Here is a 24221-nt window from a genome sequence, read left to right on the forward strand (position 1 = left end):
ACCGATTACCTGGTGGCTATAAAAAACTTTACCTGCCCCGGACAAAACTTTGTATTTGCCAGCAAAGACAATGACATCGCTATTTGGCAGCAAGGCCAATTCCCGGCCAAATGGAAACAGCAGGGCGATTTTGTGATGCCGGGTACCGACAGCAGTTATATGTGGCAGTACGATATTCCCCAGCAGGAAAACCCCCATGTATTTCCCGGCGGTGATTTTGTAAGCAGCGCCAACCAGGTGCCGGCCGATTCGGCCTACCCCTATTACCTGGGTGGTAGCTATAACCTGTACCGGAGTGTGGTCATCAACCGGCAACTGCGCAACGCAAATGCCGTTACGGTAGATGACATGAAAAAACTGCAAACCGAAAACCTCAATGTATTTGCCGAAACCGCCCGCCCGATCTTATTAAAGTATGTAAATGAACACATGCTGACCAATGAAGAAAAGGCTTACCTGGAGATCATGCGTTCCTGGAACCTGCGCAATGATCCAGATGAAAAAGGCGTGGCTATTTTTGATACCTGGTTCAAAGACCTGGAAGCCGAAGTATGGAGCGATGAACTGGAAGTAGCTCCCAAACCTATCCAGTTACCCGAGACCTATACCCTGGTGGAAGCCCTCATAAACGATTCGGCTTTTGCGCCTGTCGACAATATCAATACCCCGGCAAAAGAAACCATTGCCGATGTGGTTACCACCGCTTTCAAAAAAGCAGTACCCGTACTCAAAAGAGCGGATGCCGAAGGAAAACTCACCTGGGGTAAATTCAAGGATACCGGTTTGCGCCACCTGCTGCGTAAGATAGCCCCGCTGGGCAAGCTGCACCTCAATGTGGGCGGCGGTGAATCGGTGATCAATGCTACCAAACAATACCATGGTCCTAGTTGGCGTATGATCGTTCACCTGACTGATAAGACCGAAGCCTGGGGCGTTTATCCCGGCGGTCAACAAGGGAATCCCGGTAGTAAGTATTACGACAATTTTGTAGACAAATGGGCGGCTGGTGAGTACAATGTACTGTGGGTGATGACCGAAAGTGAAGGCAAGGGCCCCGGTGTGAAATACACCATGAACTTTAGTAAATAATGTGGTAATTAGCTAATTTGAAAATGTGCTAATGGTTCCTGTTTGATGTTGCTTTCCATTTTCAAATTCTCAAATTTTCAAATTCTCAAATTAAACAGATGAAATTCATCGTTGCCATTATACTCACTGCTTTATTGAGTTTTGCTGCCGGCCTGTATTTGGGCTGGTGGAGCCTTGCCCTGGCTGCTTTCATTGTAGCTGTGTGCATACCCCAAAAGCCCTGGAAAGCCTGGCTGGCCGGTTTCCTTGGTTTGTTTCTCCTGTGGGGCATCCTGGCTACCCTTATTGATATGAAGAACCAGCACCTCCTTTCCCAAAAAATGGCGCAGGTATTTCCCTGGGTGGTTCTTATATGCTGTTAATCCTGATCACTGCCCTGGTAGCCGCCCTCGTAGCCGGCTTTGCCGCCCTTACAGGAAGTTATGTGCGCAAGAAATAGAGGAAGCAAATGGCTTTATAACATAATCCCTTCATTTGTCTGTCCATGTACCAACTCCAACCACACCCCAAGGAAGATTTTTAACAGATGAGCCTGCCTTTCGCCTCGCCCGCAAAACCAAGCGTTGGCTTGCCGCCGCTGTCGACTATACCCTATTTTTAATTATCGTGGGAGTAATAACCTATTGTCTGGGTGAGCCAATTTCAGATGCCGAAGGAAATATAACTTATACCTTATCGGGCGGTCCTGGTTTTCTTGTCATAGTACTTGCCTGGTTTATCCTCCTGCCACTGATTGAAATGCTTAACGATGGACAAACCATCGGAAAGGTGATCTTCAAAGTCCGGGCTGCTACTATGGGGAACCAAATTAGATTATTCTGCAGGTTTAGTTCGTCATTTGTTTGATATAATAGACTACTTTCCATTTCTCGGCATTGTGGGCTTGCTCGTTGCCTCTAACAGCAGCAAAAAACAACGTGTAGGCGATCTGGTAGCCAAAACCATCGTGATAGAGGCTTAGCGTTTCGCAGAGGAGTGTACTATTCGCTTGCTAAGTAATCGTTCCACTCGTTACTCACCACTTCCCCTTGCCATTTGTTAAAACTTAATTAACCAGGCAAGCTCCTTGCTGTTCGTGAGCCGAAAGCCAGTATTTTCGCGCCACAAGAACTGCTATGAAGAAGACCTTACTCTATTTAACTACCTTATTGCTTTTTTCTTTTGCGGCACAGGCCGGCCGCGTAACCGGCAACGTAAAGAATCAACAAGGCGATATCTTACCCTATGCCTCCATCCTCGTAAAAGGCACTACCATCGGTACCACCACCAATAGCCAGGGAAGCTATTTTCTTGACCTCATTCCCGGCACCTACACCATCACCTGTCAGTATGTGGGTTATTCCAGGGTGGAAAAAACGGTTACTGTAACCAGTAGCAGCCTGACCCTCAACTTTGAACTTTCGATACAACAAACCACCATGAAAGAAGTGGTGGTACGGGCCAATGCCGAAGATCCCGCCTATGAGATCATCCGCAATGCCATCCGCGCCAAAAAGAACTACCTAGCCCCCTGGATTCCTTTACCTGCGAAGCTTATATCAAAACACTTGTCAAGACCCGCAAACTGCCGAAGAAACTATTTGGCCAAAAGATTGAAGACAATGATAAAAGGACATGGGAGTGGACTCAGCCGGCAAAGGCATTATTCACCTGTCCGAATCACTGACCAAAATTGCCTTCAAAAAGCCCAATAAAATAAAACTCGAAGTATTGTCGGGCCGCGAAAGCGGTTCCACTGGTTATGGTTTTAACTTTCCCACCTTTATCAATTTCTATAACGACAATGTCAACGTATTTACAGCCCAGCTCAACCCCCGTGGGTTTGTATCTCCCATTGCAGATGGCGCCATGGGCTTTTATGCTTACAAATACCTGGGCTCCTTTTGGGAAGATGGCAAAGAGATCAACCAGGTACAGGTGATTGCACGCCGCAATTACGAACCCCTGTTCAATGGTACCATCAATATTACCGAGGGTGACTGGCGTATTCATAGCCTGGAGCTGACGCTGACCAAAAATCGCAGTTGGAAATACTGGATACCATGCGCATCAAACAGATCCATGTACCGGTTACCAAAGACGTGTGGCAAACCAAGGACCAGGTGGTATACTTCACCTTTAATTTAATGGGTATTGATGCCGTGGGCAATTTCCTGAACGTTTACAACAAGTATGAGGTCAATCCCAGCTTCAATAAGAAGTATTTCAACAATGTGGTGATCAAATACGATACTGCTGTCAATAAGAAATCAAAAGCTTATTGGGACTCCATACGCCCCGTACAGCTGGAACTGGAAGAAGTAAAGGATTATAAGATCAAAGACAGTATGATGGCCTACCGGCGCGATTCTGTGTGGACCAAAGCCTATACCGATTCTATGCGTAAGAAACAGGGGAAGCTCACGGTTATGAAAGTATTATATAGTGGGTACTCCCATTATAATTACAACCCTAAAAGTCCCACCCGGTTTACCTGGAAAGCTTTACTGCCACAGGTGCAGTACAATACGGTAGAAGGGCTGGCGCTTAATGCAGAAGCCACTATACAACGCTCATTCCCCAAAATAAAACAACAGGTTAGCTTTACGCCCCATATCCGCTATGGCCTTAGCAACCAGCATTTCAATGCCTGGGCTACCCTGCAGTGGTGGAAACGGGCCTTTACCTGGGATCAGGATGGCGGTACTACCAGCCGAACGGTATGGACGGCCACGGGCGGTAAAAGGATCAGCCAGTTTAACCAGGATAACCCTATTTCGCCTTTATTGAACAGCCTGTATACCCTGTTCAACAGGCGCAATTACATGAAGATCTACGAGAACTACTTCGGTCGCCTGGCCTTTACCAAGCGGTTTGACAATGACCTGCGTATTACAGCCGATGTATTGTACGAAGACCGTATACCATTGGAGAATACCACTGACTTCTCTATTTTCAAGGATAGGAACAAAATATTTACAGCCAATTATCCGGTAGAAAAATACCGGCGCAGTTTGCCCGTCACCAGGCAGTTATTACCAGCATCAACCTGCAGTTCCAACCCGGCCAACGGTACATCCAGTATCCCAATAACAAGTTTCCCATCGGTTCTAAATACCCCACTTTTGCCGCCTCCTATAAAAAGGATTGGATAAGGTACTGGGCAGTGATGTGGATTTTGACAAGTGGACCTTTTCTATATGGGATGATATGAATTTCAAACTGCGCGGCGCTATGAAGTACCGTTTTAGTATTGGTGGTTTTATCAACGACCGCAAAGTGTCTATCCAGGATTACCAGCATTTCAATGGCAACCAGCTCATCTTTGCCAGCCGTTACCTCAATAGCTTCCAATTGGCTCCTTATTATGAGAACAGTACCACTGAATCATTTTATGCGGTGGGGCACCTGGAACATCATTTCAATGGTTTCCTGACCAATAAGATCCCTTTATTCAAACGACTGAACTGGCACCTGGTAGGCGGGGGCAATGCCTTTTTGTGAACAAGGATAATAACTACGTAGAAGTATTCGGGGGATTGAAAACATCCTGAAACTATTCAGGGTGGATGTGGTTGCTTCCTATCACAATGGCAACAAAGGCCAGGTAGGCCTCCGTATCGGCCTGGGTGGCTTATTGGGTGGAGCTATCCGGCTGCCGGAGTAAAGTTTACTTTCCCAATTCCAGAAAATCTGTCCCAGGCTGGGAGTGTTTCAGCGGGCTGAAAGGCTATTTCCCCTTTAAAATAAGCTGGCATGGGTATTGAAATACCTATATCGGTTTTTCATAGGATATTGGATTTTGAAAACGGGGCTGGATCTTTATCCGGGCCTCTTTTTTATATCGTCCGGAAATAACAGGCAATACAACTTCTTTTTCCGGCTTCCCGGCTTTTCCGGCTTTTCCGACTTCCCGACTTCTTCACTACCTTTGCACCGTTTCAAAATTTTGACTGTCAGGCATACGGTCACAAAATTTTACCCATGGCTATTTTACACAACAGAGTCTCCCAGAAGGAATTAAAGGAACGTTTGTACCAGGAAACCGAAGCCCGGACCACCATTTCCTTTTACCAGTATTTCCCCATTCCAGATACACAGGTATTTCGTGATGAGCTCTATAAGGCCCTGCAGGCTTTAAAGGTCTTTGGCCGCATCTATATAGCCCGGGAGGGTATCAATGCCCAGATCAGCGTACCTGCCAGTAATTACGAAGCCCTGCAACAGTACCTGTATTCCATTCCTGCCTTAAACGGCCTGCGCTTGAATATTGCTGTTGATGATGATGGCAAATCATTTTGGGTGCTCAAGATCAAAGTGCGCGATAAGATCGTGGCCGATGGTATTGCTGACCCGGCTTTCGATATGAGTAATAAAGGCAAGTATGTAAATGCAGCCCGTATGAATGAGCTGCTCAACGATCCCAATACCATTGTGGTTGATATGCGCAACCACTATGAATATGAAGTAGGTCATTTTGTAAAAGCCATTGAAGTACCCAGTGATACTTTCCGTGAGCAATTGCCCATGGCAGTGGATATGCTCAAAGACCACCAGGATAAAAACATCATCATGTATTGCACCGGTGGTATCCGTTGCGAAAAAGCCAGCGCCTATATGCTGCACAATGGCTTTAAAAATGTATTTCACCTCGAAGGGGGATCATCAATTATGCCCGCCAGGTGAAAGAGCAGGGGATGGACAGTAAGTTTATTGGTAAAAATTTTGTGTTTGACGACAGGCTGGGGGAGCGTATTACGGAAGATGTAATTGCCAAATGCCACCAATGCGGTAAGCCCGCCGATAACCATACCAACTGTGCCAATGAAGGTTGTCACCTTCTTTTCATTCAATGTGAGGAATGCGCCCGCCAATACGAAGGCACCTGCAGCAAGGAATGCCACGACTTTATTCACCTGCCCCCGAAGAACAAAAAGAATTGCGCAAGGGTGTTGATAAAGGCAGCAATATCTTTAATAAATCAAAAGCCCGGCTGCGTCCTAAACTGAATCCCTGAAGATGTGAGATTCAGCTTCAACACAGGTATTTTACTGGTCAAATAAAGACCGGGTACGGACGAAATTTCCGTTTATATTATAACTGGGGCGTACGTCGGTTGATTTTTGTATTAGCCCTTTTTTGTCAGACTGCTTATGATATTTCTAACTTTTCTTTTGTAATCATTGTAATGCTTGACATCTAACACCTTCTGATTCTTTCTGAAGTACAAAAATCCCCTACTTGTGCAGCATTGATGTCTTTTATGTTTTGGCCAAACTCATTAAAGTGATAAATGACATTTATGACATCTTTATAGTCGGGTGGCAGGTCATCAAAGGCTCCTCCATAAATGTTTCTTAACTCATCAATAAACTCAAACTTAGTTAACACCCTGTCTACAAGGTAAACAGGGTATAGTCCGGGGCTTTGTGGATGCTTGTAGATTAATCCCCAATTTTCTAGTTGTGCTATAACAGCAAAATGGTTGTTGTCAGGCGTTAAAGCAATAGTGTATTTTTCAATTTTATTCAGTCGTTCAGATTTATAGAAATAGGACAATACAGTTCTTTGTTCATCGGATAGATCGCGACCATTAGTCTTTCTATAAATATATCCTCCGAAACTTCTGGACCACCATTCTGTCTCATCGTCTAATACTTTGCCCTTATTGATGAATAAGCCTATGTCTTGCTCGGCATACAAAATGTAATAAGAAATGTCTATTTTATTCTCTAAGGCTAAGTTGGTTAACGATGACATGCCCCACCCCTTGCCTTCCCAACGGTCAAAAGATTTTAATACGTCAGCTAATCGGGGGTTTTGTGCTTTTGGAATTGGGATAATTCTTCTAATTGGAATATCGCCTTCTATTCGTAATACCTGCTCATTTCTGAATTTACCAGGGTTACGTATCTCTATATGGTTTCCGGGAGAGATGGTAATATTAACAAACTTATTAACACTGTAATCCCTGTGAGCAAGGGCATTGTTTACAGTTTCACGTATTAGCCTTTCAGGGTATTCAAAAATTGTTGAACCTCCTTGTTTGGAGCTAATTCCTGTAGAAATGTTTGTAAAAACAAAGCCAATACTACTTTCAAGTAGGGGAATGATATTGTCCTTAAATACTTTTTATTGCCAGCAATGTCAACCGGACTCTCTACAAAACCATCTACCTGACAACGTCCCTGAACATAGTCATACAGGTCAGTTCCACAAACAAGCATGCCTAGTAAAGTAGGGGTACCATTAATGACAAATTTTTCCGTTCCAGGAAAGAACTAGCCGAAGGTATATCAGCTTTTAATGTTTCTACCTTCATTCCCTGATTCAGCCGCTGTATGTAATCATTAAGTTTGTCAACACTTAGGTTTTCCAGACTGGTATCTTCAACTTGACGCAGCTCTCGCGCTAATTCAAGATCAGCTCTCAGCTCCCTTTGTTTTTCAACTTCGGCTTTTAAAATTTTATGGTCTCCGGTCAGTTTTCTTTCGTAAGCTATACCATTAAACATCACATATTTCTTATCCTCTGGTAGTTTTTCAATGTATAAAATACATACTCTGCCATCCATGAAATCCTGAATTTCAAATAAATCAGGACGAATATAATCGGTAAGGTCTAACACCTGACCACTATCTGAAGTAAATTGCTTTGGTATCTCTTTTAACTTTGATTCATTATTAGCACTGAAACCCTTAAATGAGTAGGCGGTATTTTTATCGTTTTCGTTAATACCAATTATTACTATTCCCCCATTCGTATTAAGAAATGCACAAATTGATTTATAAAGCTCCTTCCAATCATCACCTGTTGAAAGGTCTTTTAATTCAATTTTCTCTGTTTCTAATTCTTTGTAGGTATTGCCTTCAATACATTGTTGGACCTGTTCTAATATTTTATCAACGATCTTAAGCATCTTTAATTCTCTTTAAATCTCTAAGGATTTGATCTGGTGAACCGCCTTTATTTTTCATCCTGGTAATAATTTACCAGGAAGGTTTCAACTCCTTCATGGTACAAGTAAAAAACCCTTGCAAGGTACTATAAGACTGATAGCTACGGAATTTCAATTGAATTTATTTGGCTAAGTGTGATGAAATCAAACACTTATGTGTTTGTCGGGGTTGCATGTTGTTAAAAATTACATGATGTAAATCAACTCATTTCACCGGTATCCATTTCAAACAAACCGGTTTGTCCAGTTCGATCTTCCTGCCCGTATCTGTCAGCAGGCCCGTTTCTTTATCCCTTTTAAAGATCACTATGTCATTGGTGGTTTGATTGGCGCACAGCAGGAACTGTCCTGTAGGGTCGATACTGAAGTTGCGCGGCCCCTTGCCCAATACTGGTTGATGGCCTTTCAGGGTGAGTTTACCGGTTGATCTATCAATGGCAAAGATGGCAATATCATTCGATTCGCCGCGGTTGGAAGCATACACATACCTGCCATCGGGCGATACATGAATATCGGCACTGCCAATGGGACCTTTATAGCCTTCTTTAATAGCAGAGACCGTTTGCAGAAATTGCAGTTTACCCTTGTTATAGGCATAGGCAGTGACGTTACCACTCAATTCTTCCATGAGGTATACATAATCACCATTGGGGTGAAAATCAATATGGCGGGGGCCTGCTCCGGGCAGGGTGGAGTTGGAGGATCTTAGCCGCCTTCAGTTCACCCAGCTTGTTGTCAAAAGCATATACCATGATCTTATCAATGCCCAGGTCTTGCACCAGCAGGTACTTGTTGCTGGGATCAAAAACAGTACTGTGTACATGCGGTTTATCCTGCCGCTGTTTGTCGGGGCCGCTGCCCGAATGTTTAACCGTGCGCTCGGCTGCCCGCAGGTAACCATCCGGACTCACAGCCAGTAAGGAGAAATTGCCCCCACTGTAATTGGCTACTGCCACCCATTTGCCCGATTCATCAATGTCCACATAACAGGGATGATCTCCGCCACTGGACTGCTTGTTCAAAAACTTCAGTGAACCATCTTTCTTATTAAAAGAAAAAGCGGCTACACTGCCATTGTCGTCTCCATCCTCATATACCGAATAAACATATTTTTTATTTTTAGATACGGCCAGGTAGCTGGGATTGCTGGCTGCTACTTTACTCACGTAAGCCGTATCGCCGGTGGCCGTATTGAATTTATAGACATAGATACCCTCGCTTTTCCCTGACGTATAGGTGCCTATCAACAAATAATATTCCTGGCTAATGGCCAATGCTGGTAAGATCATAAACAGCAAATTGAAGAGCATTCTTTTCATGCCCGTAAATTACATGATATAATCTTGCTACGGAAATCCAGACTATACTGCGCTACGTACCTATTGCATTCCAATGGCGATCCCCCAGCTCATTAAAACCATTGCAAAAATGAAACTGTACTGTAAAACACTTGCCACAGGCATGCTGCTCCTATTGCTGGCCAATGCCTGTAAAAAGGCAGCCCATGAACAAACCCCTGCCAATTCCTCTGCCAGCAATTTACCTGAGGCCGTACTGGAGGAAGCGGTAACGCCGCTCAACCGGCCCATCGCTGTTCCCAGCGCAGGCAGGCAGGGCCTGCGCGATGCCAACAGTGCTCCCATGCCCATCATCCTGGTACATGGCCTGGGAGGTTTCGGCCCTGGCGAGCTACTGGGCTTCAATTACTGGGGTGGGATAGACAATATCCCCAATACCTTACTAACAATGGTTTTCCTGCGTATGCCACGGCTGTAGGCCCGTTCAGCAGCAATTTTGACCGGGCCGTAGACTTGTATTACTATATCAAGGGCGGTTATGTTGATTATGGTAAATTCCATAGCAACCATTATGGCCATCACCAGAAAAAAGCCGTTACTATCCCGGTGTGTATCCCCAATGGGATGCCGATCATCCGGTGCACCTCCTGGGCCATAGTATGGGTGGCATTACCGTGCGGAAATTATTAACCCTGCTGGAAAAAGGCGACCTGGCCGAACAGCAGGATGCTGATCATGCCGGTCTTTTCAGTGGTGGTAAAGTAGGATGGGTGCGTTCTGTTACTACCATCAGTACACCCCACAATGGTGCTACCCTGGCGTATAAACTACTGCCCGATTATGTACCCGTGGTAAGGGGATTGGTAACTACAGCGGCCGCATTGGCCGGCGCCAGCCTGGAAGCCGATAACATATATGATTTTGACCTGGAACAGTGGGACCTGGAAAGAGAGCCAGGCGAAAGTTTTGCGACTTATACCGGCCGGGTAGCCAACAGCAGGATATGGACTACCGATGATTATTCGGGACATGATGTAACCCCGAAGCAGCGCGCGACTGGAACCAGGCCGAACCCGATTCCCGGAATGTGTATTACTTCTCCGTCAGTACCAAACATACTGTCAAAGGGCTGCTTACCGGTTGGGAATATCCCCGGTTGACCATGTTTCCTGCCCTGATACCAGTGGCCTATCCCTTTCCGCTCATGATGGGCCTGGGCAATTTTATTCAAAATGAACCGGGCAAGGTGGTGATCGATTCAAAATGGTGGGCCAATGATGGCGCTGCCAATGTGTATGGCATGAGCGGCCCCAATACCAGTATGATCAAAGACTATTCACCCGTTGCGTTGGAAAAAGGCGTGTGGAATCATATCGGCATGTATAACGGCTATGATCACTTTGCCATCATTGGTATGGGCCTGATCCCCTATAATGTGCGGCCCTTTTACCTGAACCTGGCCAATGTATTGGCGGCTGTGGAGTAAACTGGCCGTTTATAATTTATTTGGCTACAGAGGTGACACCTTTCGCTTGCTACGAAAACGAAAGGTGTCACCTCTTTTCAATTAAGGTGAGTCACCCTGCTGCCCGGCTTAGCAGCGCGGCACGGTGGCCCACCTTTTCCTTCTGCAACAAATCTTCGGTGTGCTACAGACAACAGCCCTTGTTCCAGGAACAAGGGCTGTTGTATTATTTAAATTCGTTGCTCGCAGCTCACCGCTCAAAGTAGCCTTTCACCACTAGTGTAATGACAAATTAATTATGAAACATTTTGTATATTAGTGCTCTAAATCGACACTAATATGGCATTATCCTTAAAGCTTAACCGGAAAGAACTATCCTTTCTAGAGTCTAAAAAGCAAGGTAAGGATTTGGGGTTGCGCAGATATAACCGCATTAATGTGCTATTGCTTCTTCACAAAGGGAAGAAGGCGTCAGAGATAGAGGAGTTCCTGGGAGTCGACCGTATCACGGTCTGGCGCACAAAGAATCGTTATCTGGAACAAGGGATAGAGGCGGCCATTGAGGAAGAAAGTCGTACAGGTCAGCCGGTGAAGTATACAAGCGATCATGAAGCTGAATTGGCCTCATTAGCCTGTGGTCCGTGCCCTGCAGGCAGAAAGCGTTGGACAATACGTTTACTCACAGAAGTGATCCGGTCCAAACCCGGTTTTGAACAGATCAGCCGCGAAAGTGTGCGGCTGGTGTTAAAAAAATGAATGTAAGCCTTGGTTAAGGAAGATGTGGTGCATTCAGGAGATAACCCCGGAATATCGTAAACGAATGTACCGGCTCCTGGATCTTTACAAGCAGCCATATGACGATAAACACCCGGTGATCTGCCTGGATGAAAAAGTAAACAGTTATTAATGGACAGCCGTTCACCGATAGCGGCCAAACCCGGAAATCCGGAAAAGTATGATTACGAATACAAGCGAAAAGGAACCTGTAACATATTCGTTGCAGTTGTACCCAAAGCCGGAAAGCGTATCGTGAAGGTAACAGATACAAGAACAAAGGCGGACTTTGCCTGCTTCGTTGAAGAACTGCTGAACAACCATTTTCCAAAAGCCGATTACATACAGTTAGTCGTGGACAACTTAAATACACATTTTGAACGTTCCTTTTATGAAACAATGGGGCATCAAAAGCTTCCCGGATACTGAAGCGAATAAGATTTATTTACACCCCGAAACATGCAAGTTGGCTGAATATGGCAGAAATTGAAATCAATATTATGGATAGGCAGTGTACCGGCGGCAGGATAGAATCAAAGAAAAATTGATCACTGACATCCACGCCTGGAGCAAAAGCGCAATCGTAATAAATGTGACATCGAATGGAAGTTTACACAGCAGGACGCAGATAAAAACTTTCTAAACACTACGTTTCATAATTAATTTGTCACTACACTAGGCCTTTCCCAACTCTTTCAAGGCATTCACCACTACCTCATAAGTGGCTTTTTCATCCAGTTGTTGCGGTACGAATTGCTGACCGATCACTTTTTCATACAGTTCAATATAACGTTGACTAATGGTATTGATCCATTCGTCTGTCATTTCAGGAACCGTTTGTCCTTCTTTACCCATGAAATTATTGGCGATCAACCATTCCCGTACAAATTCCTTGCTCAGTTGCAATTGCCTTTCACCTTTGGCCTGGCGTTCTTCAAATCCATCGGCATAGAAATAGCGGGATGAATCGGGTGTATGAATTTCATCCATGAGGTAGATGGAATCTTTGATCCTGCCAAATTCATACTTGGTATCTACCAGTAGCAAGCCTTGTTTGGCGGCAATTTCTTTGCCCCTTGCAAATAAGGCCAGTGTATAATGTTCCAGTATTTTCCAGTCGGCCGCTGTGGCCAGCCCCTGGGCAATGATCTCTTCTTTGGAAATATCTTCATCGTGGCCGGCTTCGGCCTTGGTAGAAGGGGTGATAATGGGAGTGGGGAAATAGTCGTTTTCGCGCATCCCTTCCGGTAGGGTTACCCCGCAAAGTGTTCTTTTGCCGCTGGCATAGGTACGCCAGGCATGGCCTGTCAGGTTGCCCCGTACCACCATTTCGATCTTGAAAGGTTCACAACGCTGGCCAATCGATACATTGGGCCCTGGCACTTTCAGTAACCAGTTGGGACATATATCACGGGTAGCTTCCAGCATATACGCCGCAATTTGGTTCAATACCTGCCCTTTATAGGGTATGGGTCGGGGTAATATTACATCAAATGCTGATATGCGGTTGGAGGCGACCATCACCAGCCATTCATCCTGAATAGTGTATACATCACGCACTTTACCCTTGTAAAATTGGGTCTGTCCGGGGAATTGGTAGGCATTCATGGCGCGAATATAGAGCAGCCCGTCAAATGGCAGAAAAAAAGAATGGCTGAGATATTCACAATCAAGCCCTGGATGTTCAAAAATTAAATTTTTACTTAATAATTACAATACGTAGATTAGTAGTATACATAAACAAAAACTGCCATCATGAGAAGAAGCTACCGTTATAGGGCGGCTTTATTGAACCTTGTACTATTGCTTTTTGCTGCCAACACTTATTCCCAAATTCAAACTTACACCATTACCGGTACTATCCGGAACAGCGCCAACAAAGATGTGGTGCCAGCCGTTTCAGTTACATTGAAAGGGTCTTCTACAGGTACTTTTTCAGATGAGCGGGGTCACTTTAAATTGGTCACCAATCAACGTCCACCCATAACCCTCGTATTCAGCTCCATTGGTTTTGAATCACAGGAAATAGCGGTGAACAATGCGGCCGATGCCGTGGAGGTCAATTTTGTACCTGCACCCGTGCTCGGTTTGGAGGTGGTAGTATCTGCCAGTCGTAACGCTGAAAAATACTTGAATCGCCTGTATCTATTGAACGCATGAGTGCGGCCAATGTACGCGCTTCTGCTGCCCCCAGCTTTTACCAGGGCCTGGCCAACTATAAAGGGGTTGATATGACTACTTCCAGTCTAACCTTCAATACCCTTAGCACCAGGGGCTTTAATGGCAGTGGTAACCTCCGTTTCAACCAACTGGTGGACGGTATGGACAACCAGGCGCCCGCCCTCAACTTTTCCGTGGGCATCATTACCGGCCCTACCGAACTGGATATTGACAATATAGAGTTGCTGCAAGGCGCCTCCTCCGCCCTCTATGGTTCGGGTGGTATGACCGGCACGCTCCTGATGACCAGCAAGAACCCTTTCAAATACCAGGGCCTCAGCTTCCAGGTAAAACAGGGCATCATGCATGTAAACAGCCATGCCCGGCCCACCGCTCCCTATTATGACTGGGCTTTCCGCTGGGGTAAAAGGTCAGCGAAAAATTTGCCTTTAAGATCGGCGGACAGTTTGTCTCCGGCCAGGACTGGCAGGCCAATGATGCCCGCAACCTGGCCCGTAACAATGTGCTTAGCAAGATCATAGATGGCAACCGACAGACCGATAACAATTATGATGGCATCAACGTATATGGCGATGAAGCCAGCGTAAGCATGAATGCCCTGGCGCAGGTGGTCAGGGCTACCGTAGCCGCCAATCCGGCTGCAGCGCCTGCCCTGGCAGGCATTGATTTCATGCTGCAGAATGGATTTACCGCCCAGCAAATTGCTGCCAACCCGGCTTTTGCCCCGGTTGCGCAATTTCTTCCCTTCCTCATACCTACCAGTTCAGTGGCCAATAACCCCTACAAAGGCACTTTTGGAGGACAATTGGTAAGCCGTACCGGTTATGATGAAAAGGACCTGGTAGATTATAACGCTTTCAGCGTAAAACTCAATGCGGGCTTGTATTATAAGGTCACCAACAATATAGACCTCAATCTGCTGGCCTATTGGGGTACCGGTACCACCGTATATACCGGTGCCGACCGCTATTCACTCAAAAACTTTAAACTGGGCCAATACCAGCTTGAAATGAAAGGGAAAAACTGGTTCCTGCGTGGTTATACCACCCAGGAAAACTCGGGCGACTCCTATACAGCCACTACAGCTGCCCTGGCAATAAATAACCTGTGGAAGCCCAACCTTTCCTGGTTTCAGCAGTATACCGGTACTTATGGCGCAGGGCGCCTGGGTATCATCCCCAATCCGGCCGGAGGTTTCCTGCCCGTATTCCCCGATGCGCAGGCCCATGGCGCCGCCCGCAACACAGCCGAAACGGGCAGACTGGTACCTGGCACACCTGCTTTCGAAAATGCCCTCAATACAGCCATCAATACCAATATCAACGACAAGACCGCCGCTGCCGGTGGCGCCAAGTTTGCCGATAAATCGGCCCTGTACCATGTAGAAGGCCAGTGGAACCTGAGCGATTATACCAGGATCGTCGAAGTAATGGTGGGCGCCAATTACCGTATCTACCACCTCAATTCCCGTGGTACCATCTTTGTGGATACTGCTGGTGCGATCAATATAGATGAATATGGTGGTTATATCCAGTTGCAAAAACGCCTGTTCAACGATGTTCTTAAATTAACCGCCTCTGGCCGTTATGATAAAAATGAGAACTTCAAAGGACGGTTTACACCCCGGGTGACAGCCCTGATCAGTGTAGCGAAAGACAATAACCTGCGTTTGTCATTCCAAACCGCTTATCGTTTCCCGTCCACACAGGATCAGTACATCAACCTCAATGTGCCTGGCGCCAAACTGATTGGTGGCCTGCCCTTATTCCAACAACTATATAGCTTTAATACAAAACCGGTATTCACTGCTGAAAGTATTGGTGCCTTCCGTGGCTCTGTTGCCGCCGGTGCGCCCAATCCAACTTTGCTGCAACAGGCCTCCTTCAAAGAGCTGAAACCCGAAACAGCCAATTCTTATGAGTTTGGTTATCGTGGCCTGCCCATGAAAAACCTGTTGGTGGATGCTTATGTTTACTATTGCGAATACAAGGACTTTATAGGCCGCCGGGCTGTGGGTAGGCAAACCGTGGGTACCCCTGTCAATGTAGCCAACCCCCTTACTACCGAAAACTATTCCTATCCCGAAAATTCCACCAACAATGTAAAAGCCATTGGTTGGGGTATTGGGGCCGAATACCGTTTCTTAGGAAGCTATAGCGCCAGGGCCAATGTATCGGGCGATCAGTTGCGTGATGTACCTGCCGGCCTCACCACTTTTTTTAATACACCCAAAGTGCGTTTCAATATTGGCCTGGGTAGCGATGGTATCAATAAAGGCCCCTGGGGCTTTAACTTCGTGTACAGGTGGCAGGATGGTGTAGATTGGGAAGGTACTTTTGCTGCTGGTCCTATTCCTTCTTTCGGCACCCTCGATGGACAAGTAAGTTATAAGTTCCAGAAGATACGCAGCCTGGTAAAACTGGGCGCTTCCAACCTGCTGAATAAATACTACTACAGTGCATTGGGCAATCCTTATGTGGGTGGTATCTACTATGTGTCTTTTGCTTACAATGTCTTCTAATCGCAGATGAATGGATTAATCAGCTGTAAGGACTAAATACGATCTGTTATAAAAGTAAATGCCCGCCATTCGGCGGGCTTTTACTTTTATAGGCAATTCATGTCCTGAAAATCCTTTCAATCCAATAAATCATGGTTCAGACAACTGCCAGCACTTTAGCGGCTCCTGCATAGGGCGCCTGCTGAATGGTATCGGCATCAACCTGGATGCCATAACCAATGCCAATTGACAATACCAGCGAAAAATGCTCATCTGGTGGACTTAACGGTGGCGTCAGAAATGGGTGGACCAATTCTAATGTAGTGGCGGCCATTCCTTTTTTTACCGGTTGCCAGGTGGTGATATAGGTAACGGGAAAGGAATCAATAAGTGCATACCATTTATCCGTATAGCCGTATTTACAAATATTAGACTTGGCTTCGGGGTCAGTAAAGGCGTCATATTTGGTCTGTAGTGGTTCATGGTTTTTGGTGAAAACGATATCGGGTACAATACCCAGAGAAATAATAATACTGAACCAGGGGTATTTTTCCGGCGCAAAAAAGTTGATGCCTGGTATTAAGGCAGGCAGATCTACACTGGCTGCGCCCATCTCTTTGTCCAGCACATACTCAATTGGATACCTGATGGTGGTATCAAAGTGATTATTCCGGTTGAGTGAGAAACCCTTTAATATCTGCGGATTGGCTGATAAGCATACACTGCGTTGTCCCCATGAATGTTCCCCATCCAATGCCTGTATGGATCGTAGCAGGGCATTGAGTGGCCCGGCAATATTGTGATCGGCCAGTGGCTTATGCCGTTTAAGGGCCCGCATGATCCATTTGGAAGCGGTGGCCCGGCCGCCAAATTCCGTGCAGCCACGGCGGGTGTTGATCATGCCCGGCGCCTGATTGTATTGCTCCCTGGAGGGGCCGCCTTTCTTGCGTACATACGTGCCTTCCAGTCCCTTGATCTTATAAAAGGAGAGGCCGTCAATAGACCCTTGAAATCCGGCGCCCGGGCCGGCCAGTACTTTAGCCATACATCATTGATTTAAGAGGTAAGCAATTCCATAGATGAAGCCCTGCAGGTGTATTCACCAAGGCTTCCAAATTCTACTATATAACGTATAAACCAGCTATTTAACCACTACACAATACGTAGATATTACGTCTTTTATAAGTACGGATCATATACGGAACATCTAACTATTGTATACGTAGTATATACGGAATATCTATATTCCTGGATTGTACCAATCCACAATATTGCATACTTGTAGCATAGGGATGCCCGTAACCGGGCAGTGGGAGTGGAAAGATGGAAATTGCAGCCCGGTTTCCTGGAAGTAGGGGAAAGAGAAACCTTCCGGGAGGCCTTCAAATGTGTAGTGTGTACCCTGGTGCTTTCGGGGTAGGGTGGGTGAATTCACCCATTGTGTTGAGGTTTATCAAATGGGGATAGGGTGTTTTGTGCAAAATGAAAGATTCTACTATCTTCAGTAGGTATACGATGTCGTACACCAAAAGAACTATTATGAGTAAGTTGGCACTTAAGCTGGTTAAAGAATGTTATGAAACGAAGAATCCTTATTTGGATTTGGGGTATTGTAGATTGAGTGACCAGGATTTTATAGTGGACGGCCCATTGGATGAGGCATTAAGAAAATGCGTGCATTTGGAAAGCCTGGTATTGAGCAATGAATGGGTGGATTTTCGTACAGAAGATTTTGCAGTAAGTCAGAATGGGGCGCAAGGTAAGGGCAAGAATAAATTTACAGCCATCCCTGCCGCCGTAACGGCATTGGTGAATCTTACTACATTAATAATTGCCGGGGATGGCGAATCTGGTCTGCGCATTGACCATATCCCTTTGTTGCCTTTGCCCAAACTGCGTGCATTAAACCTTAATGGTAATAACATCTCTACCATTAATGGGTTAAGAGAATTGTGTGCTTTAGAAATCCTGTACTTGGCTGGAAATAAAATTGCAGAGATATCAGGGTTGGAGGCCCTGATCAATTTGAAAGAATTATCTCTTGGCTATAATCAACTAACGGAGATCAAAGGACTGGAACTCCTGACAGGTTTACAAAGTTTAGACCTTGGTGTCAATCAACTAACCGAGATCAAAGGATTGGCTACCCTGACCAGTTTGCAAAAATTGTACCTTGGTAGAAATCAACTAACCGAGATCAAAGGGTTGACTACTTTGACCAGTTTGCAGATATTAGACCTTAGTAGTAATCCACTAACCGAGATCAAAGGATTGGAGTTTCTGACCGGCTTACAGACTTTAGCTCTTATTGGCAATCAACTAACCGAGATCAAAGGATTGGAGTTCTTGACCGGCTTACAGACTTTAGCTCTTAATGGCAATGAACTAACCGAGATCAAAGGATTGGCAACCCTGACCGGTTTACAAAGTTTAGAACTTAATGGCAATCAACTAACCGAAATCAAAGAATTGAGGCTCCTGACCGGTTTACAGACTTTAACTCTTAATGGCAATGAACTAACCGAGATCAAAGGATTGGCTACCCTGACTGGGTTACAAATTTTAGACCTTGGTGGCAATCATCTTACCGAAATCAAGGGATTGGAGTTCCTGACCAGTTTACGGTATTTAGACCTAGGAAGCAATCAACTAACCGAGATCAAAGGATTGGAAAGCTTAACTGGTTTACAGGAATTAAACATTCTTAATAATCAACTAACCGAGATCAAAGGATTGGCAACCCTGACCGGGTTACATAGTTTAGGCCTTAGTGGCAATCAACTAACCGAGATCAAAGGATTGGATCACCTGGTAAATTTGAACGTTTTATCATTGACCCGAAATGAGATACAAGATATTAAACCCCTCCTGCAGTTATTGTGTAGAGAACAGTTGCCCTTAAAAATAGTTGCAAAGGAAGATGACCTAAAATACGAAGGGCGAATAAATGTAGCTGGTAACCCACTGATCGCCCCACCGATAGAAATCGTACGCCAGGGAAATGAGGCCGTCATTAGCTATTTTGCTGACCTGGAAAAACAAGGTGCCGATTACCTGTATGAAGCAAAACTCCTGATAGTAGGACAGCCCAGGGCTGGCAAAACGTCGCTTCGTATTAAATTGTTTGATAGCCTGGCTGCGCTACCAGAAGAAGATAAAACTACCCGGGGTATCGACATACAACGTCTCGAATTTGATATCAGGGACGTGGAAGGCAATCCACGAAAGTTTTATTATAATATCTGGGATTTTGGCGGGCAACAGATCTACCAAACCACGCACCAGTTTTTTTAACACACCGCTCCTTGTATGTATTGGTGATGGATACGGGTAAGGATAGTATTGGTAATGATGATACTACGGTCAACTACTGGCTGCATGCTATTGAGCTGTTGGGCGGCCATAGTCCGCTCCTGCTGGTAAAAAATGAAAAGAATCAGCGGACAGTGAACCTGGATATACAGCAAAAAAAGGGGCGCTTTAGCTTTTGAAGAACGAATACAATGTAGACCTGAATGCCTTGATTCCTGAAACCAATAGCTACAATGCAAAACGCGAGAATGACTTTAGCATCTTAAAACAGGATATAGAAACCGAGCTTAGGCGTTTACCCCTGGTAGGTTTCCCCATGCCAAAGAACTGGGTAAAGATCAGGGAAGCCTTGCAGACGTTTTCTCAGGAGGAGGCCTATATTAGTCTTTCTAAGTATAAAACAATCTGCGATCAATTTGAGGTTGTTGAGGAAGAAAGACAGTTGGAGCTTAGCCGTATCTTTCATGACCTGGGGGTATTCCTGCATTTCCAGGATTTTCCTGCTTTGGGCGATTTCATTGTTCTGCAAAATACCTGGGCCACCGATGCGGTTTTTGCAGTATTGGACAATGAAACTGTAAAGTCAAATAATGGCCGTTTTACCCATCATGACCTTGCAGGTATATGGAAAGCCAAGGGTTATGGTCTGGACGTGCACTATAAGCTACTAGGCTTAATGATGCAATTTGAACTGTGTTACCAGGTAAATAATGTAAACCCCTGCGCTTATATCGTGCCCGAAATGCTGCCAGATTCAGCACCAGCAGTCTATAGTTGGCAACCCAAAGACGATCTACCTCTTCAATACCGGTACGATTTTATGCCCAGGGGTTGCTTACCCGCTTCATCGTACGGTTAAACGACTATATTTATAAGGAGCATAACCAGCAATGGGTGTGGAAAACGGGGGTAAAGATCGACGGTAATTCAATGGGTTGCCCCCATACTTATGCTGAAATAACAGAAGCTTGGGATAATAAACAACTGAACATCCGCATACAAGGCCATTTTTCCAAAGAACTATTGAGTAAGATTACCCATGTATTGGATGAATTGAACAAGGATTATTTTAGGCAGATTGATGTGGATGACAAATCACCCAAGAGCAAGTGGTACAAAATGATCCCCTGCAACTGTGCCACCTGTAATAACAGTAAGGACAAAACCTTATATAATTATGATGATTTACTAAAAGGATGACGTTTGGAAAAGACACGATTGAATGCAAGGAGCCGCCATTTGCACCAATAAATATCCGGGAATTATTGGAGGGTATTTTTTCAGGAAAAGCAGAAATACCGCGGGCTACAAAAATACAATTTGGTTTAGATAAAGCCCTGGAACCCTACAAACCCGGGTCAGGAAAAAAGCTATTTATCTCCTATGCGCATAAGGACGAGAAATGGAAAGATCAATTGGTTGAAAACCTTGCTACATTACGTAACCAGGAACTGATCGGAGATTGGACTGACAGGCAAATTGAAACTGGCCTTTGGGACCCACAGATAGAAGCTGCCATGCAGGAAGCGGATATCTTTTTATTGTTGATCACCCGGAATTTCCTGAGTTCAACCTATATCAGTTCCAAAGAAATCACAACCGCCTATGCCCGTTTCAAAGCAGGGAAAGCTATTATATTCCCCGTTATCTGCGATGCCTGTGCCTGGGAATTACAACCCATAACCAGGGAGGAAAAGGCATTACATCCGGTTGAACGCAAAGAGCTTTATTTATGGCTGGGGAAATTCCAGGCCTTTCCCAAAGATGCTAAGCCCATCAAGAAATGGCCAAACAAGCAGGACGGTTTTGTAGACGTGATTAATCAACTAAAGAAATATCTATAGACGATTATTAACTACATCGTTCTACCATATTTCGCTGATCAGGCCATAGCGCTGGTTACCAATATCGCTTCGGTACAGGGCGCCCCTTTGGCCTGTGCCAGCGCCTTCTTTCTTCTATGGTATAAATAATAGGATACGAAAAAGAAAGCGACAAAGAGCAGCATGTACATCCAGTCGGGTTTTCCGATGGCGAATATGGAATAGGTAGCACCCATGAGGTCAAACCCCAATCCTGCATAAGCCCACTCTTTAATACGGGGAAAACCGGGTAACAAAATAGCGATAACACCCAGTGTTTTGGCCACTCCGATAAAAGGAATAAAGTATAAGGGATAACCTAATTCAGTGTGCATACCCTGCACAGCCACGGGATGACTGAAGATATCAGGAATGGCAGAGAGCAACATAAAAGCACCAAAGAGGCTGGTGAAGATCCAATAGAGAATGTTTGTTGTTTTCATGACTTGTTATTTTGAGAACACAAAACTATATACTGCTTGTATCATGGAAGGGGGACTTCTGTCATTACAAGGGGTATCTGCGACGTGATGTATAATTAGAGAAATAACGGTGAATTATTAATTATTGTAATTACAAAGTGCTTTCCTAAATTAGCCAACCAATCTCACTCTAACCACTGCCATACAATTCATAGGGTCAAACTAGCACAGGCAACAACATCATCAACTTTTAACTTTATTAAGGCTTCAAAATCAATATGGTACAGGATTCACTACTACCAACCTGAAGTACATGCGCCAGTTCTATCGGGCATTTGAAAAAGTCACGCATTGCGTGACCAATTAAACTGGACGCATTATCGCCTGTTACTAAAACTGGAAAAAGAGGATGCCCGGCAATTTTATATAACTGAAACAATTGCCTGTAAGTGGAATACCCGTACCCTTGAAAAACAGATCAACAATCTTTATTATGAAAGAATGCTCCTGAGCGGCGTGGACAAGAGGCCTGCTGTGAGGCAGGAAGCCGAATCTAAAAAGGAGGCTATACAGCCAAGGGATATTATTAAGGATCCTTATTTGCTGAATTTCCTTGACCTGAAACCTAATCATGCCTTTTATGAATTTGAGCTGGAGGAAGCGCTGATCAATAAGCTACCGCCCCACAGACTAATCAGCAACAAGTAAATTAAGTTACCTTAGCGGCGCATTACCAGGATTTTACCAGGTAACGGAAATGCTTATGAACTGGTTATTCGCGTACGAAATCATATATATCATCGTGGTGGTGCTGGTATGCCTGCGCATCATCTATGATACCCGCAGCACCACCAAAACAGTAGCCTATATGCTACTGGTGATCTTTATTCCCATTGCCGGTATCTTCATCTATTTCTCTTTTGGGATCAATTACCGCAAGCGAAAGATCTACAACAAAAAGCTGATCAGGGACAACAATCTTGAAAAGAAAGTATATGATGAGATCTTTCAGTATTCGATGCACAACCTCGAAAGAAACAACCCGGCCATCGGCAATAACCGTGAACTGGCACGCCTGCTGCTGAAAGACAATATGAGTCCTTTAACGGCCAACAATTCGGTAAAGGTATTGGTGAATGGTGAACAGAAGTTTCCCGAAGTATTAAAAGCCCTGGAACAGGCAAAACACCATATCCATATTGAGTACTATATCTATGAAGATGATGAAATAGGTCAGGCCATTGAGCAATTGCTTATCAAAAAAGCAGCAGCAGGGGTAACGGTGCGTTTTATATATGACGATTTTGGCAGTCGCACCATACGCAAAAAGATGGTAAAAGATTGCGTGCCGGAGGCGTACAGGTATTCCCCTTCCACAAGATCATCTTCATAGCCCTGGCCAACCGCCTCAATTACCGCAATCACCGCAAGATCATCGTTGTGGATGGTGAAGTAGGTTTTGTGGGTGGTATCAATGTCAGTGATAAGTATATTAATAACACCCAGGATCCCCAAAAACTATTCTGGCGCGATACGCACCTGCGCATTGAAGGTACGGGCGTACATTTCCTGCAATACCTATTCCTGGCCGATTGGAACTTCTGCGCCAATGACCACCTGGAACCGGATTTTGGCTTCTTCCCCAAAGCCCATGTCATGTCGGGCAAGGGTAATAAACTGGTGCAGATGGCTGCCAGTGGTCCGGATTCAGACAGGCCCACGATACTGTTTGCCCTGTTGCAGGCCATCTACCTGGCCCAGAAAGAGATACTCATCACTACGCCTTATTTTATTCCCGGTGAAAGCATCCAGGAAGCATTGATCGTGTCGGCCTTGAGCGGCCTCCAGGTAAAACTGCTGGTGCCCGGTATTTCTGATTCGGTATTTGTAAATACCGCCGCCCGCTCGTATTATGGCGATTTGCTGAAAGCAGGAGTGGAGATCTACCGTTACCAGAAAGGTTTTGTACATGCCAAAACCATGGTTACCGATAGTAAGGTAGCCATTGTAGGTACCGCCAATATGGATTACCGGAGCTTTGACCTCAACTTTGAAGTAAATGCCATTGTATATGACCAGGAAATAGCCCGCGAACTGCGTAATAATTTTTATGAAGACCTGAAAGGCGCCGAAAAAATTGACCCCATTGCCTGGGATGACCGCGCCTGGTATTATGAGATGGCTGAAAAAACAGCCCGTTTGGTAGCGCCCATGTTGTAGCTGCCTGTTAACGCATAAGCCCGTGTTTTATTGTTTGAAGGTTTCGTAATCAGTGGCAAATTTGACTAATATCAAGTTGGTTGGTGTAACGTGAAACGCATGTCTGTATTGTGGTTCCCCGTGGAACACTCCATTTTTCCTGGTTTCACAGGCATTCCACG

At 45.2% G+C, this 24221-nt stretch carries 28 protein-coding genes and 3 pseudogenes; 24 read left to right on the forward strand and 7 right to left on the reverse strand.

The window, feature by feature from the left end:
• The first annotated feature begins 12 nt into the window (after positions 1 to 12).
• The 8 genes and pseudogenes from RS881_RS28915 to RS881_RS28945 all read left to right on the forward strand — a co-directional run bounded on the left by RS881_RS28915 (position 13) and on the right by RS881_RS28945 (position 6077).
• On the forward strand, positions 13 to 1089 hold the full coding sequence (locus RS881_RS28915) for a penicillin acylase family protein (protein WP_315824295.1): 1077 nt from the start codon (positions 13 to 15) through the stop codon (positions 1087 to 1089).
• 98 nt (positions 1090 to 1187) lie between these two features.
• The gene (locus tag RS881_RS28920; RefSeq protein ID WP_315824296.1) at positions 1188 to 1451 is read left to right on the forward strand and encodes a hypothetical protein; all 264 of its coding nucleotides are present in this window, start codon (positions 1188 to 1190) and stop codon (positions 1449 to 1451) included.
• Between the two features lie 112 nt (positions 1452 to 1563).
• Positions 1564 to 1935, forward strand: a complete 372-nt coding sequence (locus tag RS881_RS28925) for an RDD family protein (RefSeq protein WP_315824297.1) — start codon at positions 1564 to 1566, stop codon at positions 1933 to 1935.
• A 269-nt stretch (positions 1936 to 2204) separates the two neighbouring features.
• Positions 2205 to 2783: a carboxypeptidase-like regulatory domain-containing protein gene (locus RS881_RS28930; protein WP_315824298.1), complete on the forward strand. Its 579-nt coding sequence runs from the start codon at positions 2205 to 2207 to the stop codon at positions 2781 to 2783.
• Positions 2704 to 4015: pseudogene (locus tag RS881_RS28935) on the forward strand (DUF5686 family protein); the annotation flags it as partial. The gene RS881_RS28930 and the pseudogene RS881_RS28935, both read left to right, overlap by 80 nt.
• 102 nt (positions 4016 to 4117) lie before the next feature.
• A pseudogene (locus tag RS881_RS62605) lies at positions 4118 to 4572 on the forward strand (DUF5686 family C-terminal domain-containing protein).
• A 480-nt stretch (positions 4573 to 5052) separates the two neighbouring features.
• Positions 5053 to 5754, forward strand: a complete 702-nt coding sequence (gene trhO / locus RS881_RS28940) for an oxygen-dependent tRNA uridine(34) hydroxylase TrhO (protein ID WP_315824299.1) — start codon at positions 5053 to 5055, stop codon at positions 5752 to 5754.
• Complete coding sequence (locus RS881_RS28945; RefSeq protein ID WP_315824300.1) at positions 5751 to 6077, forward strand: rhodanese-like domain-containing protein; 327 nt, start codon at positions 5751 to 5753, stop codon at positions 6075 to 6077. The genes trhO and RS881_RS28945 overlap by 4 nt, the downstream gene beginning before the upstream one ends.
• A gap of 190 nt (positions 6078 to 6267) precedes the next feature.
• Here RS881_RS28945 and RS881_RS28950 read toward each other — a convergent pair whose 3' ends face one another.
• The 4 genes from RS881_RS28950 to RS881_RS28965 form a co-directional block, all read right to left on the reverse strand.
• On the reverse strand, positions 6268 to 6828 hold the full coding sequence (locus RS881_RS28950; RefSeq protein ID WP_315824301.1) for a hypothetical protein: 561 nt from the start codon (positions 6826 to 6828) through the stop codon (positions 6268 to 6270).
• 469 nt (positions 6829 to 7297) lie between these two features.
• A complete protein-coding gene (locus RS881_RS28955) occupies positions 7298 to 7987 on the reverse strand; it encodes an AlbA family DNA-binding domain-containing protein (RefSeq protein WP_315824302.1) in 690 nt (229 codons plus the stop codon).
• A gap of 244 nt (positions 7988 to 8231) precedes the next feature.
• A complete protein-coding gene (locus tag RS881_RS28960) occupies positions 8232 to 8654 on the reverse strand; it encodes a lactonase family protein (RefSeq protein WP_350340188.1) in 423 nt (140 codons plus the stop codon).
• Positions 8655 to 8685: 31 nt separating this feature from the next.
• Positions 8686 to 9345 (reverse strand): lactonase family protein, encoded by a 660-nt coding sequence (locus RS881_RS28965; RefSeq protein WP_315824303.1) that lies wholly within the window; start codon positions 9343 to 9345, stop codon positions 8686 to 8688.
• 109 nt (positions 9346 to 9454) lie between these two features.
• Between RS881_RS28965 and RS881_RS28970 the strand changes: the two genes are divergently transcribed.
• The 5 genes and pseudogenes from RS881_RS28970 (at position 9455) to RS881_RS28985 (ending at position 12222) form a co-directional block, all read left to right on the forward strand.
• Positions 9455 to 9802, forward strand: coding sequence for a hypothetical protein (locus RS881_RS28970; RefSeq protein ID WP_315824304.1), 348 nt, complete (start codon positions 9455 to 9457; stop codon positions 9800 to 9802).
• Positions 9733 to 10014, forward strand: a complete 282-nt coding sequence (locus RS881_RS61750) for a lipase-like domain-containing protein (protein ID WP_425476392.1) — start codon at positions 9733 to 9735, stop codon at positions 10012 to 10014. Before RS881_RS28970 ends, RS881_RS61750 begins: the two co-directional genes overlap by 70 nt.
• Positions 9933 to 10484 (forward strand): esterase/lipase family protein, encoded by a 552-nt coding sequence (locus RS881_RS28975; RefSeq protein WP_315824305.1) that lies wholly within the window; start codon positions 9933 to 9935, stop codon positions 10482 to 10484. The genes RS881_RS61750 and RS881_RS28975 overlap by 82 nt, the downstream gene beginning before the upstream one ends.
• Before the next feature lie 2 nt (positions 10485 to 10486).
• Complete coding sequence (locus RS881_RS28980) at positions 10487 to 10810, forward strand: hypothetical protein (protein ID WP_315824306.1); 324 nt, start codon at positions 10487 to 10489, stop codon at positions 10808 to 10810.
• 318 nt (positions 10811 to 11128) lie between these two features.
• Positions 11129 to 12222: pseudogene (locus tag RS881_RS28985) on the forward strand (IS630 family transposase).
• A 16-nt stretch (positions 12223 to 12238) separates the two neighbouring features.
• Here RS881_RS28985 and RS881_RS28990 read toward each other — a convergent pair.
• Positions 12239 to 13171: a phosphoribosylaminoimidazolesuccinocarboxamide synthase gene (locus RS881_RS28990; protein WP_315824307.1), complete on the reverse strand. Its 933-nt coding sequence runs from the start codon at positions 13169 to 13171 to the stop codon at positions 12239 to 12241.
• A 147-nt stretch (positions 13172 to 13318) separates the two neighbouring features.
• On the opposite strand from RS881_RS28990, the gene RS881_RS28995 reads away from it, so the two are divergent.
• The 3 genes from RS881_RS28995 to RS881_RS29005 are packed head-to-tail and all read left to right on the forward strand — an operon-like array spanning position 13319 to position 16265.
• Entirely contained in the window at positions 13319 to 13723 is a 405-nt protein-coding gene (locus RS881_RS28995; RefSeq protein ID WP_315824308.1) for a carboxypeptidase-like regulatory domain-containing protein, read from the forward strand.
• Complete coding sequence (locus tag RS881_RS29000) at positions 13720 to 14265, forward strand: TonB-dependent receptor plug domain-containing protein (protein WP_315824309.1); 546 nt, start codon at positions 13720 to 13722, stop codon at positions 14263 to 14265. Before RS881_RS28995 ends, RS881_RS29000 begins: the two co-directional genes overlap by 4 nt.
• Positions 14247 to 16265, forward strand: coding sequence for a TonB-dependent receptor plug domain-containing protein (locus RS881_RS29005; protein ID WP_315824310.1), 2019 nt, complete (start codon positions 14247 to 14249; stop codon positions 16263 to 16265). The genes RS881_RS29000 and RS881_RS29005 overlap by 19 nt, the downstream gene beginning before the upstream one ends.
• 136 nt (positions 16266 to 16401) lie before the next feature.
• Here the strand turns inward: RS881_RS29005 and RS881_RS29010 are convergent, their stop codons facing one another.
• Complete coding sequence (locus RS881_RS29010; RefSeq protein ID WP_315824311.1) at positions 16402 to 17289, reverse strand: hypothetical protein; 888 nt, start codon at positions 17287 to 17289, stop codon at positions 16402 to 16404.
• A gap of 494 nt (positions 17290 to 17783) precedes the next feature.
• Here RS881_RS29010 and RS881_RS29015 point away from each other — a divergent pair, with 494 nt between their 5' ends.
• Genes RS881_RS29015 through RS881_RS29035 form a run of 5 tightly spaced genes read left to right on the forward strand, consistent with a single transcriptional unit; the run spans position 17784 to position 21400 of the window.
• On the forward strand, positions 17784 to 19538 hold the full coding sequence (locus tag RS881_RS29015; protein ID WP_315824312.1) for a leucine-rich repeat domain-containing protein: 1755 nt from the start codon (positions 17784 to 17786) through the stop codon (positions 19536 to 19538).
• Positions 19539 to 19549: 11 nt separating this feature from the next.
• Positions 19550 to 19735: a P-loop NTPase family protein gene (locus RS881_RS29020; RefSeq protein ID WP_315824313.1), complete on the forward strand. Its 186-nt coding sequence runs from the start codon at positions 19550 to 19552 to the stop codon at positions 19733 to 19735.
• Positions 19732 to 20415, forward strand: coding sequence for a COR domain-containing protein (locus RS881_RS29025; RefSeq protein ID WP_315824314.1), 684 nt, complete (start codon positions 19732 to 19734; stop codon positions 20413 to 20415). The genes RS881_RS29020 and RS881_RS29025 overlap by 4 nt, the downstream gene beginning before the upstream one ends.
• Entirely contained in the window at positions 20388 to 20756 is a 369-nt protein-coding gene (locus RS881_RS29030; protein WP_315824315.1) for a hypothetical protein, read from the forward strand. Before RS881_RS29025 ends, RS881_RS29030 begins: the two co-directional genes overlap by 28 nt.
• Positions 20753 to 21400: a toll/interleukin-1 receptor domain-containing protein gene (locus RS881_RS29035; RefSeq protein ID WP_315824316.1), complete on the forward strand. Its 648-nt coding sequence runs from the start codon at positions 20753 to 20755 to the stop codon at positions 21398 to 21400. The genes RS881_RS29030 and RS881_RS29035 overlap by 4 nt, the downstream gene beginning before the upstream one ends.
• Positions 21401 to 21438: 38 nt before the next feature.
• On the opposite strand, the gene RS881_RS29040 is transcribed toward RS881_RS29035, so the two are convergent.
• Positions 21439 to 21861, reverse strand: a complete 423-nt coding sequence (locus RS881_RS29040; RefSeq protein ID WP_315824317.1) for a DoxX family protein — start codon at positions 21859 to 21861, stop codon at positions 21439 to 21441.
• 330 nt (positions 21862 to 22191) lie between these two features.
• Between RS881_RS29040 and RS881_RS29045 the strand changes: the two genes are divergently transcribed.
• The 3 genes from RS881_RS29045 to cls are packed head-to-tail and all read left to right on the forward strand — an operon-like array spanning position 22192 to position 24060.
• Entirely contained in the window at positions 22192 to 22548 is a 357-nt protein-coding gene (locus tag RS881_RS29045) for a DUF1016 N-terminal domain-containing protein (RefSeq protein WP_315824318.1), read from the forward strand.
• Positions 22549 to 22603: 55 nt separating this feature from the next.
• Positions 22604 to 23233, forward strand: coding sequence for a PLDc N-terminal domain-containing protein (locus tag RS881_RS29050; protein ID WP_315824319.1), 630 nt, complete (start codon positions 22604 to 22606; stop codon positions 23231 to 23233).
• On the forward strand, positions 23182 to 24060 hold the full coding sequence (gene cls / locus RS881_RS29055; protein WP_315824320.1) for a cardiolipin synthase: 879 nt from the start codon (positions 23182 to 23184) through the stop codon (positions 24058 to 24060). The genes RS881_RS29050 and cls overlap by 52 nt, the downstream gene beginning before the upstream one ends.
• The last annotated feature ends 161 nt before the right edge of the window (positions 24061 to 24221 follow it).

It is taken from the genome of Paraflavitalea speifideaquila (genome assembly GCF_032395985.1).
Classification (GTDB): domain Bacteria; phylum Bacteroidota; class Bacteroidia; order Chitinophagales; family Chitinophagaceae; genus Paraflavitalea; species Paraflavitalea speifideaquila.